Annotated in this window: 18 protein-coding genes and 1 pseudogene; 9 read left to right on the top strand and 10 right to left on the bottom strand. The window is 69.6% G+C overall.

From position 1 onward, the window contains the following. Window positions 1-77: 77 nt before the first annotated feature. Window positions 78-1,703: an aldehyde dehydrogenase family protein gene (locus MARKY_RS04600; protein WP_013703710.1), complete on the top strand. Its 1,626-nt coding sequence runs from the start codon at window positions 78-80 to the stop codon at window positions 1,701-1,703. Here the strand turns inward: MARKY_RS04600 and MARKY_RS04595 are convergent. After that, window positions 1,700-2,080 carry a VOC family protein gene (locus tag MARKY_RS04595; protein ID WP_013703709.1) on the bottom strand — a complete coding sequence of 127 codons (381 nt, stop codon included), beginning with the start codon at window positions 2,078-2,080 and terminating at the stop codon, window positions 1,700-1,702. The two genes, MARKY_RS04600 and MARKY_RS04595, sit on opposite strands and share 4 nt — an antisense overlap. Before the next feature lie 189 nt (window positions 2,081-2,269). Between MARKY_RS04595 and MARKY_RS04590 the strand changes: the two are divergent. Both MARKY_RS04590 and MARKY_RS12280 read left to right on the top strand, forming a co-directional pair. Continuing rightward, window positions 2,270-2,719, top strand: a pseudogene (locus MARKY_RS04590) (SDR family NAD(P)-dependent oxidoreductase); the annotation flags it as partial. Between the two features lie 164 nt (window positions 2,720-2,883). After that, window positions 2,884-2,967, top strand: coding sequence for a hypothetical protein (locus MARKY_RS12280; protein WP_425357342.1), 84 nt, complete (start codon window positions 2,884-2,886; stop codon window positions 2,965-2,967). 1 nt (window position 2,968) lies between these two features. Here MARKY_RS12280 and guaA read toward each other — a convergent pair whose 3' ends face one another. Both guaA and MARKY_RS04580 read right to left on the bottom strand, forming a co-directional pair. Next, complete coding sequence (gene guaA, locus MARKY_RS04585) at window positions 2,969-4,483, bottom strand: glutamine-hydrolyzing GMP synthase (protein WP_013703707.1); 1,515 nt, start codon at window positions 4,481-4,483, stop codon at window positions 2,969-2,971. Window positions 4,484-4,493: 10 nt separating this feature from the next. Next, entirely contained in the window at window positions 4,494-5,750 is a 1,257-nt protein-coding gene (locus MARKY_RS04580) for a hypothetical protein (protein ID WP_013703706.1), read from the bottom strand. Between the two features lie 179 nt (window positions 5,751-5,929). Here MARKY_RS04580 and MARKY_RS04575 point away from each other — a divergent pair, with 179 nt between their 5' ends. The 4 genes from MARKY_RS04575 to MARKY_RS04565 are packed head-to-tail and all read left to right on the top strand — an operon-like array spanning window position 5,930 to window position 8,160. After that, window positions 5,930-6,298, top strand: coding sequence for a hypothetical protein (locus MARKY_RS04575; RefSeq protein WP_013703705.1), 369 nt, complete (start codon window positions 5,930-5,932; stop codon window positions 6,296-6,298). Between the two features lie 55 nt (window positions 6,299-6,353). Next, on the top strand, window positions 6,354-6,971 hold the full coding sequence (locus MARKY_RS04570) for a uracil-DNA glycosylase (RefSeq protein WP_013703704.1): 618 nt from the start codon (window positions 6,354-6,356) through the stop codon (window positions 6,969-6,971). After that, window positions 6,971-7,132, top strand: a complete 162-nt coding sequence (locus tag MARKY_RS11880; RefSeq protein ID WP_013703703.1) for a hypothetical protein — start codon at window positions 6,971-6,973, stop codon at window positions 7,130-7,132. The genes MARKY_RS04570 and MARKY_RS11880 overlap by 1 nt, the downstream gene beginning before the upstream one ends. 53 nt (window positions 7,133-7,185) lie before the next feature. Next, window positions 7,186-8,160, top strand: a complete 975-nt coding sequence (locus tag MARKY_RS04565) for a S66 family peptidase (RefSeq protein WP_218916179.1) — start codon at window positions 7,186-7,188, stop codon at window positions 8,158-8,160. On the opposite strand, the gene purH is transcribed toward MARKY_RS04565, so the two are convergent. Genes purH through MARKY_RS04545 form a run of 4 tightly spaced genes read right to left on the bottom strand, consistent with a single transcriptional unit; the run spans window position 8,150 to window position 12,880 of the window. Continuing rightward, a complete protein-coding gene (purH, locus tag MARKY_RS04560; RefSeq protein WP_013703701.1) occupies window positions 8,150-9,652 on the bottom strand; it encodes a bifunctional phosphoribosylaminoimidazolecarboxamide formyltransferase/IMP cyclohydrolase in 1,503 nt (500 codons plus the stop codon). The two genes, MARKY_RS04565 and purH, sit on opposite strands and share 11 nt — an antisense overlap. 9 nt (window positions 9,653-9,661) lie before the next feature. Next, window positions 9,662-11,032: an apolipoprotein N-acyltransferase gene (lnt, locus tag MARKY_RS04555; RefSeq protein WP_013703700.1), complete on the bottom strand. Its 1,371-nt coding sequence runs from the start codon at window positions 11,030-11,032 to the stop codon at window positions 9,662-9,664. Between the two features lie 19 nt (window positions 11,033-11,051). Continuing rightward, complete coding sequence (locus MARKY_RS04550; protein ID WP_013703699.1) at window positions 11,052-11,948, bottom strand: carbohydrate kinase family protein; 897 nt, start codon at window positions 11,946-11,948, stop codon at window positions 11,052-11,054. Further along, window positions 11,945-12,880: a family 43 glycosylhydrolase gene (locus MARKY_RS04545; RefSeq protein ID WP_013703698.1), complete on the bottom strand. Its 936-nt coding sequence runs from the start codon at window positions 12,878-12,880 to the stop codon at window positions 11,945-11,947. Before MARKY_RS04545 ends, MARKY_RS04550 begins: the two co-directional genes overlap by 4 nt. Window positions 12,881-12,974: 94 nt before the next feature. On the opposite strand from MARKY_RS04545, the gene MARKY_RS04540 reads away from it, so the two are divergent. Further along, window positions 12,975-13,685: a metallophosphoesterase family protein gene (locus MARKY_RS04540; protein WP_013703697.1), complete on the top strand. Its 711-nt coding sequence runs from the start codon at window positions 12,975-12,977 to the stop codon at window positions 13,683-13,685. On the opposite strand, the gene queG is transcribed toward MARKY_RS04540, so the two are convergent. The 3 genes from queG to hflX are packed head-to-tail and all read right to left on the bottom strand — an operon-like array spanning window position 13,668 to window position 17,409. Beyond that, on the bottom strand, window positions 13,668-14,765 hold the full coding sequence (queG, locus tag MARKY_RS04535) for a tRNA epoxyqueuosine(34) reductase QueG (RefSeq protein WP_013703696.1): 1,098 nt from the start codon (window positions 14,763-14,765) through the stop codon (window positions 13,668-13,670). The two genes, MARKY_RS04540 and queG, sit on opposite strands and share 18 nt — an antisense overlap. Window positions 14,766-14,819: 54 nt before the next feature. Beyond that, on the bottom strand, window positions 14,820-15,746 hold the full coding sequence (locus tag MARKY_RS04530) for a peptidylprolyl isomerase (RefSeq protein WP_013703695.1): 927 nt from the start codon (window positions 15,744-15,746) through the stop codon (window positions 14,820-14,822). Window positions 15,747-15,759: 13 nt separating this feature from the next. Continuing rightward, a complete protein-coding gene (gene hflX, locus MARKY_RS04525; RefSeq protein WP_013703694.1) occupies window positions 15,760-17,409 on the bottom strand; it encodes a GTPase HflX in 1,650 nt (549 codons plus the stop codon). A 78-nt stretch (window positions 17,410-17,487) separates the two neighbouring features. On the opposite strand from hflX, the gene MARKY_RS04520 reads away from it, so the two are divergent. Then, the gene (locus MARKY_RS04520; protein ID WP_013703693.1) at window positions 17,488-18,072 is read left to right on the top strand and encodes an HAD family hydrolase; all 585 of its coding nucleotides are present in this window, start codon (window positions 17,488-17,490) and stop codon (window positions 18,070-18,072) included. Window positions 18,073-18,074 lie beyond the last annotated feature (2 nt).

Genomic DNA, 18,074 nt, shown 5'->3' with positions numbered 1-18,074 from the left:
CACGTGTGCCTCCGCACCGCCCGCCCCCCCGTCCCCTTGCTATACTGGGTTTAAGCCCAACGGAAAGGGGATCCCGGATGCGCTCATCCGCCCACGCCGCGCCCCGCGAAGGGCACCTCACCGTAACCAGCCCCGCCGATGGCCGCACGCTCGGCGAGGTGCCCATCACGCCCCTCCCCGAGGTCGCCGCGGCCGCCGAACGCGCCGCGCGGGCCTTCGCCGACTGGCGGCGCACCCCGCTCGAGACGCGGCTGGGCCGCCTCCGCCGCCTCCGCCGCGCCCTCATCCAGCACCGGCACGAGATCGCCGAGCTCGTCGCCCTCGAGCAAGGCAAACCCCTCACCGAGGCGCTGCTCCTCGAACTCATCCCCGCCCTGGATACCCTCTCCTACCTGATCCACCACGCGCCGCGCCTCGCCGAATCCCCGGCCGCGCCCCCCCACAACCCCTTCTTCCAGGGTCGGCGGGCCCACTACCGCTTCAAGCCGTACGGCCCCTGGGCGGTCATCACCCCCTGGAACTACCCCTTCGCGATCCCCTTCGTGCAGCTCATAAGCCTCGCCATCACCGGCAACGTCGCCCTCCTCAAACCCTCCCCCTACACCCCCCTCACCGCCCAGAAGATCGCCCAACTCTTCCAAGAGGCCGGTTTTCCCCCGAACTGGGTGCAGCTCATCCAGGGCGGAGCTGCCCAGGCCGAGGCCCTGATCACGCACCCCGAGGTGCGGGGGGTCCTCTTCACCGGCAGCTCCGCGACCGGCCGCAAGGTCATGGCCCTCGCCGCCCAGGGCCCCAAGAAGGTCCTTCTCGAGCTGGGCGGCAAGGACGCGGCCATCGTCTTGGACGACGTCAATCTCGAGCTGAGCGCGCGGGGCATCGCGTGGGCCGCCACGATGAACGCCGGCCAGACCTGCGCCGCGATCGAACGGGTCTACGTTCAAGAACGCATCTACCCCGGGTTCACCGAACGGCTCCAGGCTGAGCTCGAGGCCCTCCGGGTCGGCCACCCGCTCGCGCCCGGCGTGGACGTAGGCCCCCTCATCGCACCGTTCCAAGTGGAGAAGGTCGCGCGCCTGGTGGAGGCGGCCCGCGCCCAAGGCGGCCAGGTGCGCACCGGCGGGCGGCGGCTCGAGGCGCTGGGCCCCCACTACTACGCCCCTACCCTCGTCGCGAACCCCCCGGCCGAAACCCCCTTCATGTGCGAGGAGGCCTTCGGCCCGGTCGTGGGGGTGGTGCCGGTACGGGACGAGGTTGAGGCCGTCCGGGCGGTGAACGCAAGCCCCTACGGCCTCACCGCGAGCCTCTGGACGCAAAGCTCCCGGCGGGCCCAAGCCCTCGCGCCGCAGCTCGACGTCGGGGTCGTGACGGTCAACCACCACGCGGACACGTACGCCGAGGCCGCGGGAGCTTGGGGCGGGGTGAAGGGCTCGGGGTTCGGGCGCACGCACGGCCCGTTCGGGCTTTTAGAGTTGGTGCAGCTCCAGTACATCAGCGAGGCGTACCCGCGCGCGCCGGCCTTGTGGTGGTACCCCTACACCGAGCGCCTGCACCGCGTGATCGACGCCACCCTCATCCTGGTGGGTGAGCCCGGCCTTTCCCGCAAGCTCCTCGCCGCGGTGCGCTTGTTCCCTCACCTGGGGTACCTTGCGCGCCGGCTGCCCCTACACCGGGTGCTGCCCGCGCTACTGCGGTACGCGCGCTAACCCAATCCCCAGATCCGGGCCGGGGCCAGCTCCACCAGGTTCCCCGCCGGGTCGTACACGTACAGGCTCCGCCCGCGCGGCCACTCGGCCCAGTAGGTCGTGTACCCCAGCCTCCGGAGCTTCTCGTCCCAACCGGGCAGCTCGGCCTCGTCCACGCGAAACGCCACGTGCACGCTCCCCCGGGCCCCGTGCGGCGGTAGTGCGGCCTCCTCTTCGGTCTCCTTCGGGTTAAACACCAAAAACACCCCGCGTCCCGCGCGGAAAAACGCGTGCCGGGGCGGCTTAAAAGCGAAGCACTCGAGGCCCAGCACCCCCTCGTAAAAGGCGCGCGCCGCCTCGAGGTCCTCGGCGTACACGCAGGTTTCGATGACCTCCATCCCCCCTACTCTACCCCCTCGCGCGGCCCACGGCACACGCCCAACCCCCGCCCGCCACCGGCCGCAGACGCACCTTAAAATCAATACATAAAGCAAAATCCTTCGTTACAGGAACTCATCTCGCTCCAAGGCAGACGCGTCCTGATCACGGGCGCGGCCTCCGGCATCGGGCGGGCCGTCGCCCACCGGATGGCAGAGGCGGGCGCGGAACCGGAGCTCGTGGACCGGAACCGGGAGCGGCTCATGGCCACCGCTCGGGAACTCGAGGCCTACGGCCAGCGGGTCGAGGCCCACGCGGTGGACCTCGCGGACCGCGCCACGATCGAGGCCTTGTGGAACCGTCTGCAAGGGCGCACCCCGGACACCCTGATCAACAACGCCGCCCTCTACCCCAGCCGGCCCTTCACCGAGGTGGACGAAGCCTTCTACCGACGGGTGATGGTCGTGAACCTCGAGGGCCCAATCTGGATGTGCCGGCGCATGATCCAGGATCGCGGTGCCCAGGGCGGCGTGATCCTCAACATCGCCTCCATCGAGGCCCTCCTGCCCTTCAAGGCGGACCTGTCCGTGTACAGCACGAGCAAAGCCGCGGTGATCGCCCTGACCCGGGCCCTCGCCCGCGAGCACGCCCGGCATGGGTTCCGCATCAACGCCCTCCTCCCCGGGTGGACGCGCATCCCCGGAGCGGACCAGGTCGCCCGCCGGGGCCTGCTGGGCCTCGACTGGCGGGTCCTTCGGGCCGGTCTCGAGTTCCACCAGCGGCTCCCCATCGGACGCCCGGCCCCCCGGACGAGATCGCGCGCATGGTGCTGGTCCTGGCGAGCGACCTGGCGGCGTACGTGCACGGGGCCGTGATCCCCGTGGACGGGGGATTTCTCTCCGCGTAAGCTACTCCCACTCGATCGTCGCGGGCGGCTTGGAGGTCACGTCGTACACCACCCGCCCGATCTCCGGGACCTGGCGGGTGATCTTGCGGGCCACCTCGTCGAGGAACTCGAGGGGCAGCCGGGCCCAGTCCGCGGTCATGCCGTCCACGCTGGTGATCGCGCGCAGGGCGAGGACGTACCCGTAGTGCCGTTCGTCCCCCACCACCCCCACCGAACGCACGGGGGTCAGGACCGCCAGGGCCTGCCAGGTCTCGTGGTAGAGGCCCCAGGCCTTGAGGGTGCTGATGAAGAGGTCGTCCGCGCGGCGTAGGATCTCGAGCTTCTCCCGGGTGACCTCGCCCAGGATGCGGATCGCCAGGCCCGGTCCCGGGAAGGGGTGGCGTAAGCGGATCGTGTCCGGAAGCCCCAGGAGAAGGGCCAGCTCCCGCACCTCGTCCTTGAAGAGGTAGCGGAAGGGCTCCAGCAGCTCAAACCCCAGGTCCTTCGGGAGGCCGCCCACGTTATGGTGGCTTTTGATGTTCGCCGCGCCCGCGCCTCCGGCGGACTCGATCACGTCCGGGTAGAGCGTGCCCTGGGCGAGGAAGGTAAAGGGCCCTAGCTCCCGCGCCTTCTCTTTGAAGACCTCAACGAACTCCCGCCCGATGATCTTGCGCTTGGCCTCGGGGTCGGTCACCCCCTCCAGCGCCGCCAAGAAACGCTCGGAGGCGTCCACCGTAACGAGGTTCACCCCAAGGGGTTTCAGGGCATGCTCGACCTCGGCCCGCTCCCCCAGGCGCAACAACCCGTGATCCACGAAGACCGCGACGTGATCCACGCCCGCGCGGGCCAACAGCAGCGCGAGGGTGCTGGAATCCACCCCGCCCGAAACCGCGAGCAACACGCGCTCCTCCCCCACGCGCTCCCGCACCTCCCGGACGAGGCTCTCTAAGGTGTGCTCCGGCGTCCAGTCCCGCGCCACGCCGGCTGCCTCGAGGAAGTTCTCCAGGATCTCCGCGCCCTTAGGAGTGTGCACCACCTCGGGGTGGAACTGCACCCCAAAGACGCGGCCGTCCGGGGACTGGATCGCCGCGACCGGGTTCTCCTCGGTCTCGGCCACTACCCGCCAGCCCCGGGGCAGCTCGGTGACCGCGTCCGAGTGGCTCATCCAGACCTGCACCTCCCCGGCCAGCCCGTCAAACAACGGCCCCTCGTAGCGCGTGAGGACGGCCTTGCCGTACTCGCGGCGGCCGGCGCGCTCCACCCGCCCCCCGTAATGCTGGGCCAGGTACTGCATCCCGTAACAGATGCCGAGGATGGACAGGCCCATCTCGAGCACACCCGAGTGCGGTCTCGGCGCCCCCGGATCGAAGACCGAGCTCGGCCCACCGGAAAGGATGATCGCCTGGGGGTTTTGCGCTTGGATTTCCTCAAGGGAAGCGGTGCCGGGCAGGATCACCGAGTACGCCCGCAGCTCCCGCACGCGGCGAGCGATCAAACGGGTGTACTGCGAGCCGAAGTCGAGGATGACTACGCTCATGGCCCCCAGTCTACCGGGACTCCAACCGCACCGTCACGCCCCGCCCCTCCGGCGGCACGCTAAGCAGAATCTCCTTCGGGCGGTACCCCGCCGCTTGGATGCGCAACCGGTACGCACCCGGCACGTCAAACGAGACCGGCCCGGGAATCTGCGCGATGACCCCGCCCGGCGCCAGGCTCGAGCCAGGCGGCGGCTCGACCAGCTCGAGGGTAGCCTCGTGGCCCTGGGGTTCGAGGTTGAACCAGACCACGTACCCCTCCGCCTCCGGGGGTTGCGCCGGACGGCTCCAGAACCACCATGCCGCAACGATGCCCAAAAGCGCGAGGGCCCACACCACCCCCCGCACCCACCTGCCAAGGGTGGGTTTGGGCGGCTCGAGCACGTCGAAGGCGGGTTCTGCGCTTTCCTCGATGCGGATCACCCGTCCGGCCGGGGGGGTGGGGCGCTCTACCGGCGCCTCACGGTACACCTCCCCGTCCTCCACCCGGACCGCGGAACGCGCCTCCGCTTCGGAAGGCTTAGGTGTTTCCTCGGTGGGTGGGGGCGCCCCGGCCGCCTCGGGCTCAGCAGCGGGCGGTGGGGTGGGGGAAGGCTCGGGAGGCGCGGTTTCCTCCTTAGGCGTCTCCATGGGCGGGTTGCGGTCGGACTGGGAAACAGGCGCTTCCTCGTGCTTGGGTTGGACGTTCGGCCCTCCCACGAGCGCGGTGATCTCCTCGAGCGCCTTGGGTTCCGCAAACGCCTCGGCGACCTCACGCAGCGAGAGGTTCCCCGCGGCAAAGGCTTCCAGCACCGGCGCGTAAGCCCAGGCCATCCAGGACTCCCCAGCGAGCGCCTTCAGCGCCTCCACCACGCCAACCTCGTCCGGGGTTTGGTGAGCCGCGGGCACCCCCAGCCCCTCAATCCAGATGTTGGGGCCTTTAACCCATAGCCGTTCAACGCCCAGCCGTCCGTGGGTGAGGCCCAGGGTGTGAGCCTCGAGAAGGGTGGCCAGGAGGCGTCGGGCCCAGCCGAGGAGGCGCTCCAGGTCCGCCTCGTTCCGGTAGCGTTCGGCAGGCACCGCTCCAAAAGGCAGCTCGGCCACCCACGCGTGATCCATTGCTTCCTTCCAGGGAAGGATGCCGTCTAACTGGATTTTCGGCAGCGGCCCCTCAACGGGGCGGTACACCAGGACAGGCGCGCCGGTCAATACGTCCTGCCCTTCGTGGACGGTGATGGTTCCTTCTTGGAACCGGACCCGTTTCAAGAGGTACGGGCCGAGGCTTTCCACATTCCTGATTATACGCACTTTTCTCGATCGGATCGGGTCTAATGCGTCTCATTCTTTCATTGACACCTCTTTTCCTCAGCCCCTATAATTGGTTGAGGATGAAGTCGCGCGCTCCCGCCCCGATGCACCGCCCCACCACCCCGGGCGGTTTTTTGCGGGCAGGGGGGAAAGGAGCAGGGATGCAGTACAAGGTAACGCTCTCCACCGAGGAAATCATTCGGGGCCTTAAACATTACCGCCGCATTGCCAAGCAAGACGTCCTCCGCTCGCCGGAAACGCCGAACCCCGAGGTGTTCAAGATGCACGCCGAGGCGCGGCGGGAGGTGTACGCGCAGCTGGCGGAGATCGCGGAAACTAAAGGGCCCGACGAGGTGGTTGCATACGCCCTCGACTTGTACAAGTCCCTGCCTTTCGTGACCGGCACGGCGGAGGATGCCTACCCGGAGATCAAGGGGAAGGAGAACGCGTTGGAGAACTTCTTCCTCATGATCGGGCTGGACCCTAAGGTCCGCCGGGAAGCGCGGAAACAGCGGAAACCCGTGGAGTAACCCCCGCTCCGGGGGGAGGGGAGGCCCCTCCCCCCGCCTTGTTTTGGGAGGAGGCATGACCCTAGAGGAACTCGCGGCCAAAGCCCAGGCGTGTACCGCGTGTCGCCTCGCCGAAGGGCGGCACACCGTGGTCTTCGGGGAAGGCGACCCGGACGCACAACTCATGATCGTAGGTGAGGGGCCCGGCGCGGATGAGGACGCCCAAGGCCGTCCTTTTGTGGGCAAGGCCGGGCAGCTTCTCAACCGCATCCTGGAAGCGGCCGGCATCCCCCGCGAGTCCGTGTACATCGCGAACATCGTGAAGTGCCGCCCCCCCGGGAACCGCAACCCCTTGCCCGACGAAGCGAAGATCTGCACGGGCCTGTGGCTCAGCAAACAAATCGAGCTGATTCGCCCCCAGATCATCGCGCCCCTGGGTTCCGTAGCCGCGCAGTACTTCCTCGGGGAAAAGATCTCAATCACCAAGGTGCGGGGCAACTGGTACGAGTGGCACGGGATCAAGATCTTCCCCATGTTCCACCCCGCCTACCTGCTCCGTAACCCCTCACGCGCCCCCGGAAGCCCCAAAGCCCTCACGTGGCGGGACATCCAGGAACTCAAAAAGACCCTGGATGCGCTTGGACCCAAGCCCGAGCGGCGGATCCGCACCGTCACGCAAGAACCGCTCTTTTAATGCCCTGGCGCCTCCTCCTGCTCCTCGGAGCCAACCTAGCCATAGGCTGGGCGCTCTACCTCAACACGGTGGCGGGCGCGTACCCGCTCGGCCCCAACCTCCTCGCCGCCCTCGCCCTCCTCGCGGTCGTCTGGGCGTACCTCAAGAAGCCCAAGCCCTAAATGAAATGGACCGGCCCCCTATACGCCCCCCCGCGCTACATCCCGGAGACCTGGTGGGCGTCGTCTCCCCCTCCGCACCCACGGCCCACCACACCCCCCGGCGCTTTAAGCGCAGCGTCGCCCACCTCCAGCGGCTCGGGTTTCGCGTGAAGGTAGGGCCCCATACGCTCAACCACCATCACCACACCGCAGGCACCGTAGAGGAACGCCTCGAGGACCTGCACGCGATGTTCGCGGACCCCGAGGTCAAGGGGATCCTCTGCACGATTGGTGGACACAACGCCAACGCGCTGCTCGAAGGCCTGGACTACGCGCTCATCCAAAACAACCCCAAGGTGTTCCTTGGCTACAGCGACATCACCGCCCTGCACCTAGGGATGCACACCCAGACTGGCCTCGTCACCTTCCTCGGGCCGGCCCTGCTGCCCCAGTTCGGGGAGGCCGACGGCCTCCACCCTTACACCCGGCGCTACCTCGAGGCCGTCCTCATCGAGGGCCGAGCCCCGCTCGAGCTCGAGCCCTCGGAGATCCTCATCCACGAACACCTTCTCTGGGACGAAGAGGACAACCGCCCTCGGCGGGCCGAGCCGCACCCCGGACCCAAGGTCTTGCGTCCGGGAACGGCACAAGGCCCCGTGATCGCCGGGAACCTCGGCACGATGCTCGCCCTGTGCGGCACCCCCTTCTTCCCGAACCTCGAGGGCGCGATCCTGTGTGTGGAGGAGGATGAAACGGAAAGCCCGGCCTCCGTGGACCGGTTCCTGACCCAGCTCCGCCTCATGGGGGCCTTCGCTAAAATCCGCGCGCTCCTCGTCGGCCGGTTCCACCCCAAGGTGGGGTTCGGCCCGGAGGACCCGCTCGAGGCGGTTCTACTCCGGGCCACCGCGGGGTACGACCTCCCCGTCGCCTACGGGTTCGACTTCGGGCACACCGACCCCATGTTCACCCTGCCCATCGGGACTCAGGCCCGCGTGGCCTTCGGTACGGAGGCCCGGGTCTGGCTGCTCGAGCCTGCGGTCAGTGTTTAAAGTGCCGCACCCCGGTGAACACCATGGCAATCCCCGCCTCCGCGGCCGCTCGGATCGAGTCCTCGTCCCGCTTGGAGCCGCCGGGCTGGATGATCGCCCGCACGCCGTGCTGGGCCGCGAGCTTCACCACGTCGTCAAACGGGAAGAACGCGTCCGAGGCCAATACCGCGCCCTGGGCCTCCGCTCCCGCCTGCTCTAGGGCGTGCCGGGCCGCCTCGACGCGGCTGGTCTGCCCCACCCCGATCCCCAGGGTCTGCCCGTCCTTCGCCACCACGATCGCGTTCGAACGCACGTGCTTCACCACCGTCCACGCAAAGCGCAGGTCCGCCCACGCGGCCTCATCAGGCGCCTCGGGCGTCACGACCCGAAGGGCGTCCTCCACGAGGTTCAAGGCGTCGCCTTCCTGCAGCAGCACCCCGCCCCGCAAGCGCTTCATGTCCAGGTACGCCCCCCGCGCCGGTGCGGGCACCCGCAAAACGCGCAGGTTCTTCTTCGCCGCCAAGACCCGCAGCGCGCCCTCCGTAAACTCCGGCGCGAGGAGTACCTCAAGGAAGACCGGCTTCAGTTCGAGGGCCGTGGCCTCGTCCACCGGCCGGTTGAAGGCCACGATCCCCCCGAAGATCGAGATCGGGTCGGCCGCGTACGCCTTCCGGTAAGCCTCGAGCGGCCCCGCCCCCACCCCCACGCCGCAGGGGTTCTGGTGCTTGATCGCGACGCACGCGGGCGCGTCGAACTCACTCACCAGGTTCCACGCGGCCTCGGCGTCCCCGTAGTTGTTGTAGCTCATGGCCTTGCCCTGGAGGACCTCCGCCTCAAGGAGCGGCCCGACCTCCCCCTCCACGCGGTAGAGGGCCGCGGCCTGGTGCGGGTTCTCCCCATAGCGCAGGTCCGAGACCTTCTCCAAAGCCAAAAAGCGCTGCTTCGGGAAGGGTTTGTCCGCGAGCCAGTTCGCGATGGCCGCGTCGTACGCCGCGGTGTGCGCGAACGCCTTCCAAGCCAGCCGCCGCCTGAACTCCGGGGAAACCCCTTCCCGCAAGGCCGCGAGCACCGCCGGGTAGTCGTCCGGGTCGCAGACCGGGAGCACCGCGGCGAAGTTTTTCGCCGCGGCCCGCAGCATCGCTGGCCCGCCGATGTCGATGTTCTCGATGCACTCCTCGAACCCCGCCCCGCGCGCGACCGTCTCGCGGAAGGGATAGAGGTTCACCGCGAGCACCTCGATGCGCGGGATGCCCTGCGCTTGAAGCTCCGCTTCGTGCTCCGGCGTGGGTTTGGCGAGGAGTCCCGCGTGGATGCGCGGGTGCAGGGTCTTCACGCGCCCCTCTAGGATCTCCGGGAAGCCCGTCACGTCGGAGACGTAGGTGACCTCGAGACCGGCGTCCTCTAGCGCGCGGTACGTCCCGCCGGTGGAGACCAGCTCGAACCCGAGCGCCTTGAGTCCCTGGGCGAACTCGACCAGCCCCCGCTTGTCCGAAACCGAAAGCAAAGCCCGCATGGAGGCATTTTACCGGGTCAGGGCCTCCCGCCGCCGCGCGGGCCCTCTAACCCAGCCCCACACGAGCAGGACCCCGGCCACCCCCAGCGCCCAGTCCCCGAAACGCACGTACGGGGTGGTGCCGCTCGTGAGGGCGTAAGGGGCCGCCAGGTACCCGGCTGCGCCCGGCTCGAGCTGCGCCACCACGCGGCCATAAGGGTCGATCGCGGCGGTGATCCCGTCGTTGCCGGCCCTGAGGAGCCAGCGGCCGGTCTCGACCGCGCGGATGCGGCCCATGGCGAAGTGCTGCGCGCCACCGAAGCTCGGTCCGAACCAGGCGTCGTTCGAGACGTTCACCAGGACCTGGGCGCCGCCGCGCACCAGGGCTCGCGCCACCCCGGGGAAGGTGGACTCGTAGCAGATGTACGCCCCGTAGGGCCCCAAGGGCTCCAGCGTGCGGCCCGGCACGGTGTCCGCAAGGTCCCCTAGGCCGAAGCGCTGGAAGAAGAAGGCGTACACCGGGCCGAGCACTCCCCGCCAGGGGAAGAACTCCCCGAAGGGCACGAGCCGGGTCTTGTCGTAGTGGGCCCGGACCCGGCCCTCTTCAAGCCATACCACGCGGTTCCGGTACCCGCCCTCGTAAACGGCCACCCCCGCGACCAAGGCGCGCCCCCCCACCAGGCGCTCCGCATCCGGCGGCACCCCGCGCACCGCGGTCTCCGGCCAGACCACGAGGTCCGCTCCGGGGTGCGCGGCCAGTCCTTGCAGGGTGAGCGCCCGGTACCGCGCCGCGTCCACGCGCCCCAGGGCCTTATCGAGAGGGTTCAGCGCCCCCTGCACCAGCAGGGCCGTCCGGCCGGGCTCGGGGAGGGACTCGGGCAGGGGGAGGACCCAAAGCAGGGCCCAGGGCACGAGCACCCACCAGCGGCGGCGCTCGAGGCCCCAGGCAGTGAGGAGCACCACGAGGGAGAGGAGCCACACGCCGCCCAGCGCGGCCAGCACGCGCCCGGGCGCCTCGGTCAGGGCGTACCCCACGTACCCCCAGGGGAAAGCGAAGGTTCCCCAGCCGCGCGCGGCCTCGAGCAGCACCCACCCCCCGACCAAAGCAGGGGCGGAGCGCGGCCCTAAAAGGCGCGCGAGCCCCGCCCACAGGAGGGCCTCGAGGAGCACCAGGGGCACGAACGGCACCCACCCCCACGCCCCAAAGAGCGCGGTGAAGCTCTGCGGAAGCCAAATAAGGTGCACGCCCCAAAACCCCAGCCCGCTCCAGAACCCCGCCCAACCCGGGCGGGGCCCCTGCCACGCGCGCAGGATGAGGGCGAGGGGCAGGGGAGCGAGCCACCCCAGGGGAAAGGGAGGGAGGGTTAGGGCCAGCAGGATCCCCCAGAGCATCGCGCGCATGCCCTTCACCTTAGCACCCTTACGGTGAGAAGTGTTCTAAAGCGCTCCCCCAGGGGGGGTCGGCCCCCGGGCGCGTGCAGGTCAGGGCCGCTACGCGCGCCGCGAAGGCCAGCGCCTCGCGCGTGGCCTCCACCCCCGGCGCGAAGGGGCGGTCCAGGAGGCCCGCCTGGTCCCAAAAGGCGAGCAGCCCACCGAGGAAGGCGTCCCCCGCCCCCACGGGGTCCACCACCTTGACCCTGGGAGCCGCGACCCGCACCTCCCCCTCCGGAAGGAAGGCCACCGCCCCCCGTGCCCCCAGGGTCAGCACCACCACGCGCGCCCCTGCCTCCTGAAGCCGCCGCGCCGCGGCCTGGGGAGGGGTGTTCGGAAAGAACCAGGCCAGGTCCGCCGCGCTTACCTTGAGGAGGTCCACCCGCGGCACCCAAGCGGCGAAGCGCTCACGGTAACGCGCCGGGTCCCGGATCGCCGCGGGCCGCACGTTCGGGTCCAGGGCGACAAACCGGCCGGCCTCGAGCAGCCCGGCAAACACCGCCTGCACCGGCTCCCAGGCTAAGGCCAGCCCCCCCAGGACCACGGCGTGCACTTCGGGTCCCAGGCGGGGCAGGCGCTCCAGCATCAAGGCCGTTCCCTCCAGGTAGAAGGCGTACCGGGGCTCCCCATCCTCCAGCGTCACGAACGCGAGCGGCGTGGGCTGGTCCGTCTTCACCGCGTACCCCAGGTCCACACGGCTCGCCTCGAGGTGCTGCTGGATCCGCCGCCCGAAGGCGTCCCGCGCCAGCCCGCCTAAAAACCCCGCCCGCACCCCGAGCCGCCCCAGCGTCACCGCGACGTTTAAGGGCGCGCCGCCAGGGCGGGGCAGGTAAGCCGCCCCTTGGGGCACCAGGTCCATCAGGGCTTCGCCTGCCGCGAGGATCACGCCTCCACCTCCATCCGATCCCCTTCTACGCGCACGGGGAGGGGGTCTGCAAGCCCCCCGACGAACGCCCCGTTCGCGCCGCGTCCCAGCCACTGCAAAAGCACCCACCGCCCCCTGGGGTCCCGCACGAGCTTCCCCCCGTAAGCAGCGTCCCGCGCGTCCCCCACGAGGAGCCTGGACGGCCCATACCTCCCGGCGGGGTGATCGGCGACCGCGTAGTACGTGCCCGTCACCCGCGGGTAGGGGGCCGAGGCCGCGTACCGGTGGCGGGGCACGCTGAAGCACAGGTAATGCCGCGACGCGTGCGTGACGAGCTGGGGCACCTCCATCTCGGCGAAGTAGCCCGGAGCCAGCACCGGGGGGCGCACCTCCCAGCGCACGAGGTCCCGCGAGCAGGCCAGGGCGATGCACCCGCGGCCCATGGGGTCGCCCGCGCGCGTTCGTGCGGCAATCAAGGCATAGAAGACCCCCTCGTGACGCACCACGTACGGGTCGCGCCAGGAGAGGAAGCCTAGGATCGAGTCCTCCGCGGCCTCGTACCACCGGAGGTCGGCCTCGAGCACCGGGTTCTCGGGGTGCCGCTCCCAGTGTACGAGGTCCTCCGAGACCGCAAGCCCGATCCGCTGCATCCGGCCGGCCTCCTCGCGGCTCCGCCCGGTGTAGAGCATGTAGTACCGTCCCTCGTGCGCGATCACGCTGCCGGTCCAGATCGAGAGGTCATCCCAGCTGCCCGGCACGCCCGGTTCGAGCACCACGCCCCCCGGCGTCCAGCGCTTGAGGTCGCGGGAGGTCGCGTACCCTACCCGCGCCCGATCGTGGCGCAACTCGGGGTCGGGCAGGGCTCGCGGCGCCCGCAGGTAGAAGAGGTGGTACGTTCCGTCCTCCTCGAGCAACCAAAAGTCCCAGAGTAGGTGGTCTTTAGGCAGGTACACCGCCGCCTCCTTACGCTCTAGATTACCCGTCCCGGCCCGAGCCTTCGCATAACCCACGGGTCCGCCCCTGGTGGGGGCATAATGAGGGAAGCATATGCGCCTTGGCGTTATCTCGGACGTGCACGCGAACCTACCCGCGTTGGAAAGCGCGCTCGAAGCGCTCCGCGCGGCTGGCGTGGACCAGGTCCTGTGCCTGGGGGACCTCGTGGGGTACGGCCCGCATCCGCGGCAGGTGGTGCGCCGGGTTATGCAGGAGGGGGTGCTCGCGGTCCTGGGGGGTGCGGACGCTCGCGTCGCGTACCGGCTTCCGTTGCCCTCGCGGGGCGGGGTGGCGGACCAGACGCTGGCGTGGACGCTGACGCAACTCACCCCTAAGGAGATCGAGTTCCTTCGGAGCTTGCCGCCCATGCGGAAGTTCCTCACGGCGTACGGCCGGGCGCGGGCGTTCCACGGTGCGCCCGGCGACCCGGACGGAAGGCTGGACCTCTCCGCTCCAACCCGCGAGCTCCTGCCCCTCCTCGAGGAGCTCCGCGCGCAGGTTGTGCTCGTGGGAGGCAGCCACGTGCCGTTCTACCGGGAGGTGCACGGGCTACACGTGATCGACCCGGGTTCGGTGGGGATGACGCTGGGGGGCGAGCCGGGCGCGGACGTGGTCGTTCTCGAAACCCGAGCGGACGGCGTTACCGTTTCCTCTCAAAAGGTCGATTACGACCTCGGGCAAACCCTGTTCGACATCCAGGCGTGGGACCTGCCCGAGGTCGTGGCCGAGGTCGTGCGCACCGGGCGTTCACCCCAGCGCCTCTAGGGCCCGCGTGGCCTCCGCGGCCACTCGAGGGTCGGGGTCCTTGCGCAAGCGCTCCGCGCGCCGCGCGTCCCCCAGCAGGGCGAGGGCTCGAGCCGCGGTGGCGCGCACCAGGGGGTTCACGTCCTCCGCGCCCAGGCGCACGAGGGACAGGTACGCCGGGTCGCGAGTGTTGGCCAGCACAACCAGGGCGTTCCGCGCCATGCGCACACGCCCCGGGCGCAGGAACGCGCTTCCCGCGTAGCGCCGCTGGAACGCCCGGCTGGAAAGCGTGAAGAACGCGCTCAGGTCCGGGTGCGCCAGCTCCGGATCCGGCCGCACGCCCTCCCAGAAATGATGGGCTTTTCGGTTCCAAGGGCACGCCTCCTGGCAAGCGTCGCACCCGAACAACCAGTCCCCTACCCCGTCCCACAGCTCGGGCGGGATCAAGCCGCGGTGCTCGATCGTCCAGTAGCTCACGCACCGGTTCGCGTCCAGCGTGCCGTCCCCCGGCAACGCCCCGGTCGGGCACGCCCCTACACAGCGCACGCACCGCCCACACCGGTTCGGGTGCGCCGGGACGGGCTCCACCTCAAAACTCGTGAGGAGCACCGCGAGGGTAAAGTAACTCCCGCACCCCTGGTGGATCAGCATCGCGTTGCGCCCCACCCACCCCATCCCGCCGAGGGCTGCATAACTCCGCTCCGGGATCGGGCCATGATCCACGTACCCCTTCCCCCGCCCCCCGAGCTTCACGCACAAGGCCTCGAGCGCCTCGAGGTGTGGCGCGAACCACGCGTGATAATCCCGCACCCAGGCGTACCGCGCGACCCGCCCCACCCGCACCCCGCCCCGGGGCACGCCGGGGTCGGGGTAGGCGTGCAGCGCGCCCAGCACCAACACGCTCTTCACCCAGGGGAAGCGGCGCGTGGGATCGAGGCGCGTCTCGAGGTTGCGCTCGAGGTAGGCCATGCCCGCGTGCTTCCCCCCGGCGATCCAGGCGCGGTACCGGGCACGTGGGGGTTCCGGTAAGCGGGCGGGGGCCCAGGCGGTGAGGAACCCCCGCGCCTCGGCCTCAGCAGTCAGTACAGCCCTTGGGTCCATGCCTTCAAAAGCAAGGGGCGGGCCTTCCGCCCCTACACCCCAGTCGGCTTTGCGCTAGGGGATGCGGTCCGGGAAGGTGCGCACCTCGGCCCGCTCGAAGAGGTAGTCCAGGTGCTGCCGTACCGCGCGGTCCAGAAAGCGCGCTTCGATCTCGCCCCGAACGGCCTCAAACGGCGGGACGCGCGCGGGCCGGAACCCATCCAGGCGAATCACGTGGAACCCGAACTCGCTCTCGACCGGGGTGCGCGTGAGTTCGCCGACCTCGAGGCGCCGCGCGGCCCGTTCGAAAGGCTCGATGAAGGTACCGGCCGGGTGACACCCCAACGCGCCGCCCGTGGTGTTGGAGCCGGGGTCGATCGAGAGCTGGTTCGCGAGGTCCTCAAACGCCTCTCCCGCGTTTAGGCGCTCCAGGACCGCCTCGGCCTCCTCCCGCGTACGCACCAGGATGTGGCTCACGCAAAGCTCCTCCGGCTCCGCGAAGCTCGCCCGATCCAGGTAGTAGTACAGCCGCATGGCGGGCTCGGAGATGCGGAGCTGGGGCCGTAACCAGTCCAGGTAGTTGTTGTATGTCTGGGCCTCCCGCATCAACTGGAGGAGCACGTCCTCGCTGGGGATGCCGGAAGCCTCGAGGGCGGACTCGAAGGCAGCCGAGTCGGGGAACTGCTCCTTGATGCCCATAAGGCGCTCCCGAACAGCTTCTTCCGAGGCGGCCAGCCCGGCCTTGCGGGCCGCTTGGAGGACCACCCGGTCCCGCACCAGCCGCTCCAGGATCTGCGCCTTGAGGGGCGCGAACCGCGCGCGCAGCTCATCGGTGATGGGTACGCCCTGCTGCCCGAACACGCCGCGCAGGAACAGCTCGAACTGGAGGTCCAGCTCGCTCAACAGGATCGGTTCCCCGTCCACCTCGGCGACCACCACGTCCTGTTGTGCGGCCGCGAACGGCAAAAGAATCAATAACCCTACCATGAGGAATCGTTTCATCCCGTCTCCTTACCTAACCGTACTGTGCCCAGGCTTGCGGCCGCACCCCTCGCGCCACCAGCGCCTGAACCAACGCTTGCTTCAAAGCCTCCAGCCCCTCTCGCTTCGTCGCGGAGATCACCAAGCCGCCCAAGCGCTCCTGAACGAAATCCACATCGTAGGGGTCGGCCCGATCGGCCTTATTGAGCGCGAGCACCCGGGGCTGCTCCACTCCCAGCTCGCGCAGCACATCCTCCACCGTCGCGTGGCGTTCGAGGGCCCCCTCCTGCGAAACGTCCAGCACATGCACCAGCACGTCCGCGTCCAAGAGTTCCTCGAGCGTCGCCCGAAACGCGGCCATGAGGTCTGCCGGCATATGCCGGATGAAGCCGACCGTGTCCGTGTACAGCACCTCCCCCAGCCCGGGCAGGAACCCCTTGCGCGTGAGGGGCCTGAGCGTTGCGAAAAGCTTGTTCTCGCCAGGCTCTCCGCGCTTCGCGAGCGCTTGGAGGAGGGTGGTCTTCCCCGCGTTGGTGTACCCCACGATGCCGATCACGGGCAGGCCGTGGCGCTTGCGGGCCTTGCGGGCCTCGCGGCGCTGCTGGGCGTACTTCTCCAGGTCGCGCGTCAGGTGCGCGATCCGCGCCTGGATCCGCCGGCGGTCCACCTCGAGCTTGGTCTCGCCGGGACCGCGCGTGCCGATCCCACCCCCGAGGCGGCTCATCTCCCGGCCGCGCCCGACCAGGCGCGGCAGGAGGTAGCGGAGCTGCGCGAGCTCCACCTGCGCCTTGGCCTGGGGGGTGCGTGCGTGCTGCGCGAAGATGTCCAGGATCAGCTGGGTGCGGTCCAGCACCTTCAGCTGGGTGACCGTCTCGATCTCGCGCGCCTGCGCCGGCGCGAGGTCCAGCCCGAAGATCAGCGTGCCGGCGTTCTCGTGGTACGCGACCGTGGTGAGCTCCTCGAGCTTGCCGCGCCCCACCACGTACCGCGCGTCCAGCTCGGGCCGGTACACGAGCTCCCGGTGCACCACGACGCCACCCGCCGTGCGCGCGAGCTCGGCCAGCTCGACGAGGTCCACCTCGGCCTGAGGCCCCTCGCCCCGGTCCACGCCCACCAGAATCACGCGTTCCCCCGACCCGTCCGCCATCTCCCGCACCCGCGCGGCCTTCGCGAGCTCCTCCTCGAGGGCCTTCAGCACCGCGCCGAAGTCCCAATCGAGGTACGCGTGGTAGGGGCGGGCGGGGTAGACGCGCCAGTCCTCCTCCTCCGCGTGGGGCGGCACCAGGTGCGCGAGGTGCGCGTTCGTGGGACGCCCCTCCGCGACATCCAGGGCCACCACCGCGTCCAGCCGGTTCAGGAACAGGGTGGAAAGGTCCGGCCGGGAAAGCCCACCTCCGCCAAGGTGCGTGTGCAGGATCCGGTACCCGGAAAGCCGGGTCTCCACGTACGCCATGGGCGGGATCGGCACCTCGCGCGCGTCCCCCACGGTCACGGCACGCACGCTCCCCCGGCGGTCGAGCAGGAGGCTGATCGGTTTGTGAATCTCGTAAGAAAGCTGCGCCAGCGTCCGGGCAAGCTCCGCGGTGTACAGACGGTCATCCGGAACGCGGCGGCGGTACAGGTTCGCGAGCCGCTTACGGGCACTGGGTTTTAGGCCGTTCGTTCGTCCGTAAACCTTGTTAATCCCTGTTCACCTCCCGGGAAAGAGAGGGGGTAGGCTTCCGCTTTCCCGGCGGATTTATTGTACCATGAGAGCCCTGCCATGAAAGCATTCCTCTTCGACATGGATGATACCCTCCTCGAACCCGTGCGCCCCTCCCCCCTCCTCGAGTTCAAGCGGCGCTGGGGCCTGCCGAACGACCACTTGGTCATCGAGGGGTTAAGCCTCCTCCCCGAAACGCAGCGCGAAATCGCCCGTGGGGCGTTCCACCAGCTCGAGCGGGAGGTCGCCCAAAAATCCCGCGTGCGTCCAGGCATGCGGGCGGTGCTGCGCGCCCTTCGGCGCGCCGCGGTCCCCACCGCGCTCATCACGAACAACAACCCGGAAGCCGTTCAGATCGTCCTGCAACGGCACCGCCTCGAGTTCTCCCTGGTGCTCACGCGCGCCGACGGACGCCCCAAACCCGCCCCGGACCTGATCGAGCAGGCGCTAGCGTACCTCAAAGTTCGTCCGGAAGAGGCGCTGTTCGTGGGCGATTCTCACGCGGACCGCATCGCAGCGGAAGCGGCGGGCGTGCCCATCGTCTTCCTGCCCACCCCCGATAACGCGGACCTCCACCCCCGCCTACGCACCCCCCAGGAGCTCCTTGCCTTCCTGGACAACACGCGCCCCTCTGCCATAGGCTAAGG

This window comes from Marinithermus hydrothermalis DSM 14884 (genome assembly GCF_000195335.1).
Lineage (GTDB): Bacteria > Deinococcota > Deinococci > Deinococcales > Marinithermaceae > Marinithermus > Marinithermus hydrothermalis.
This window is presented reverse-complemented; position numbering and strand designations above follow the sequence as displayed.

Coding starts and splice junctions, on each gene's coding strand:
- lnt (WP_013703700.1), bottom strand. CDS start 11,032: ATGCGCGCGATGCTCTGGGGGATCCTGCTGGCCCTAACCCTCCCTCCC.
- MARKY_RS04570 (WP_013703704.1), top strand. CDS start 6,354: ATGACCCTAGAGGAACTCGCGGCCAAAGCCCAGGCGTGTACCGCGTGT.
- MARKY_RS04540 (WP_013703697.1), top strand. CDS start 12,975: ATGCGCCTTGGCGTTATCTCGGACGTGCACGCGAACCTACCCGCGTTG.
- MARKY_RS04530 (WP_013703695.1), bottom strand. CDS start 15,746: ATGAAACGATTCCTCATGGTAGGGTTATTGATTCTTTTGCCGTTCGCG.
- purH (WP_013703701.1), bottom strand. CDS start 9,652: ATGCGGGCTTTGCTTTCGGTTTCGGACAAGCGGGGGCTGGTCGAGTTC.
- MARKY_RS04600 (WP_013703710.1), top strand. CDS start 78: ATGCGCTCATCCGCCCACGCCGCGCCCCGCGAAGGGCACCTCACCGTA.
- MARKY_RS04520 (WP_013703693.1), top strand. CDS start 17,488: ATGAAAGCATTCCTCTTCGACATGGATGATACCCTCCTCGAACCCGTG.
- guaA (WP_013703707.1), bottom strand. CDS start 4,483: ATGAGCGTAGTCATCCTCGACTTCGGCTCGCAGTACACCCGTTTGATC.
- MARKY_RS12280 (WP_425357342.1), top strand. CDS start 2,884: ATGGTGCTGGTCCTGGCGAGCGACCTGGCGGCGTACGTGCACGGGGCC.
- MARKY_RS04575 (WP_013703705.1), top strand. CDS start 5,930: ATGCAGTACAAGGTAACGCTCTCCACCGAGGAAATCATTCGGGGCCTT.
- queG (WP_013703696.1), bottom strand. CDS start 14,765: ATGGACCCAAGGGCTGTACTGACTGCTGAGGCCGAGGCGCGGGGGTTC.
- MARKY_RS11880 (WP_013703703.1), top strand. CDS start 6,971: ATGCCCTGGCGCCTCCTCCTGCTCCTCGGAGCCAACCTAGCCATAGGC.
- MARKY_RS04595 (WP_013703709.1), bottom strand. CDS start 2,080: ATGGAGGTCATCGAAACCTGCGTGTACGCCGAGGACCTCGAGGCGGCG.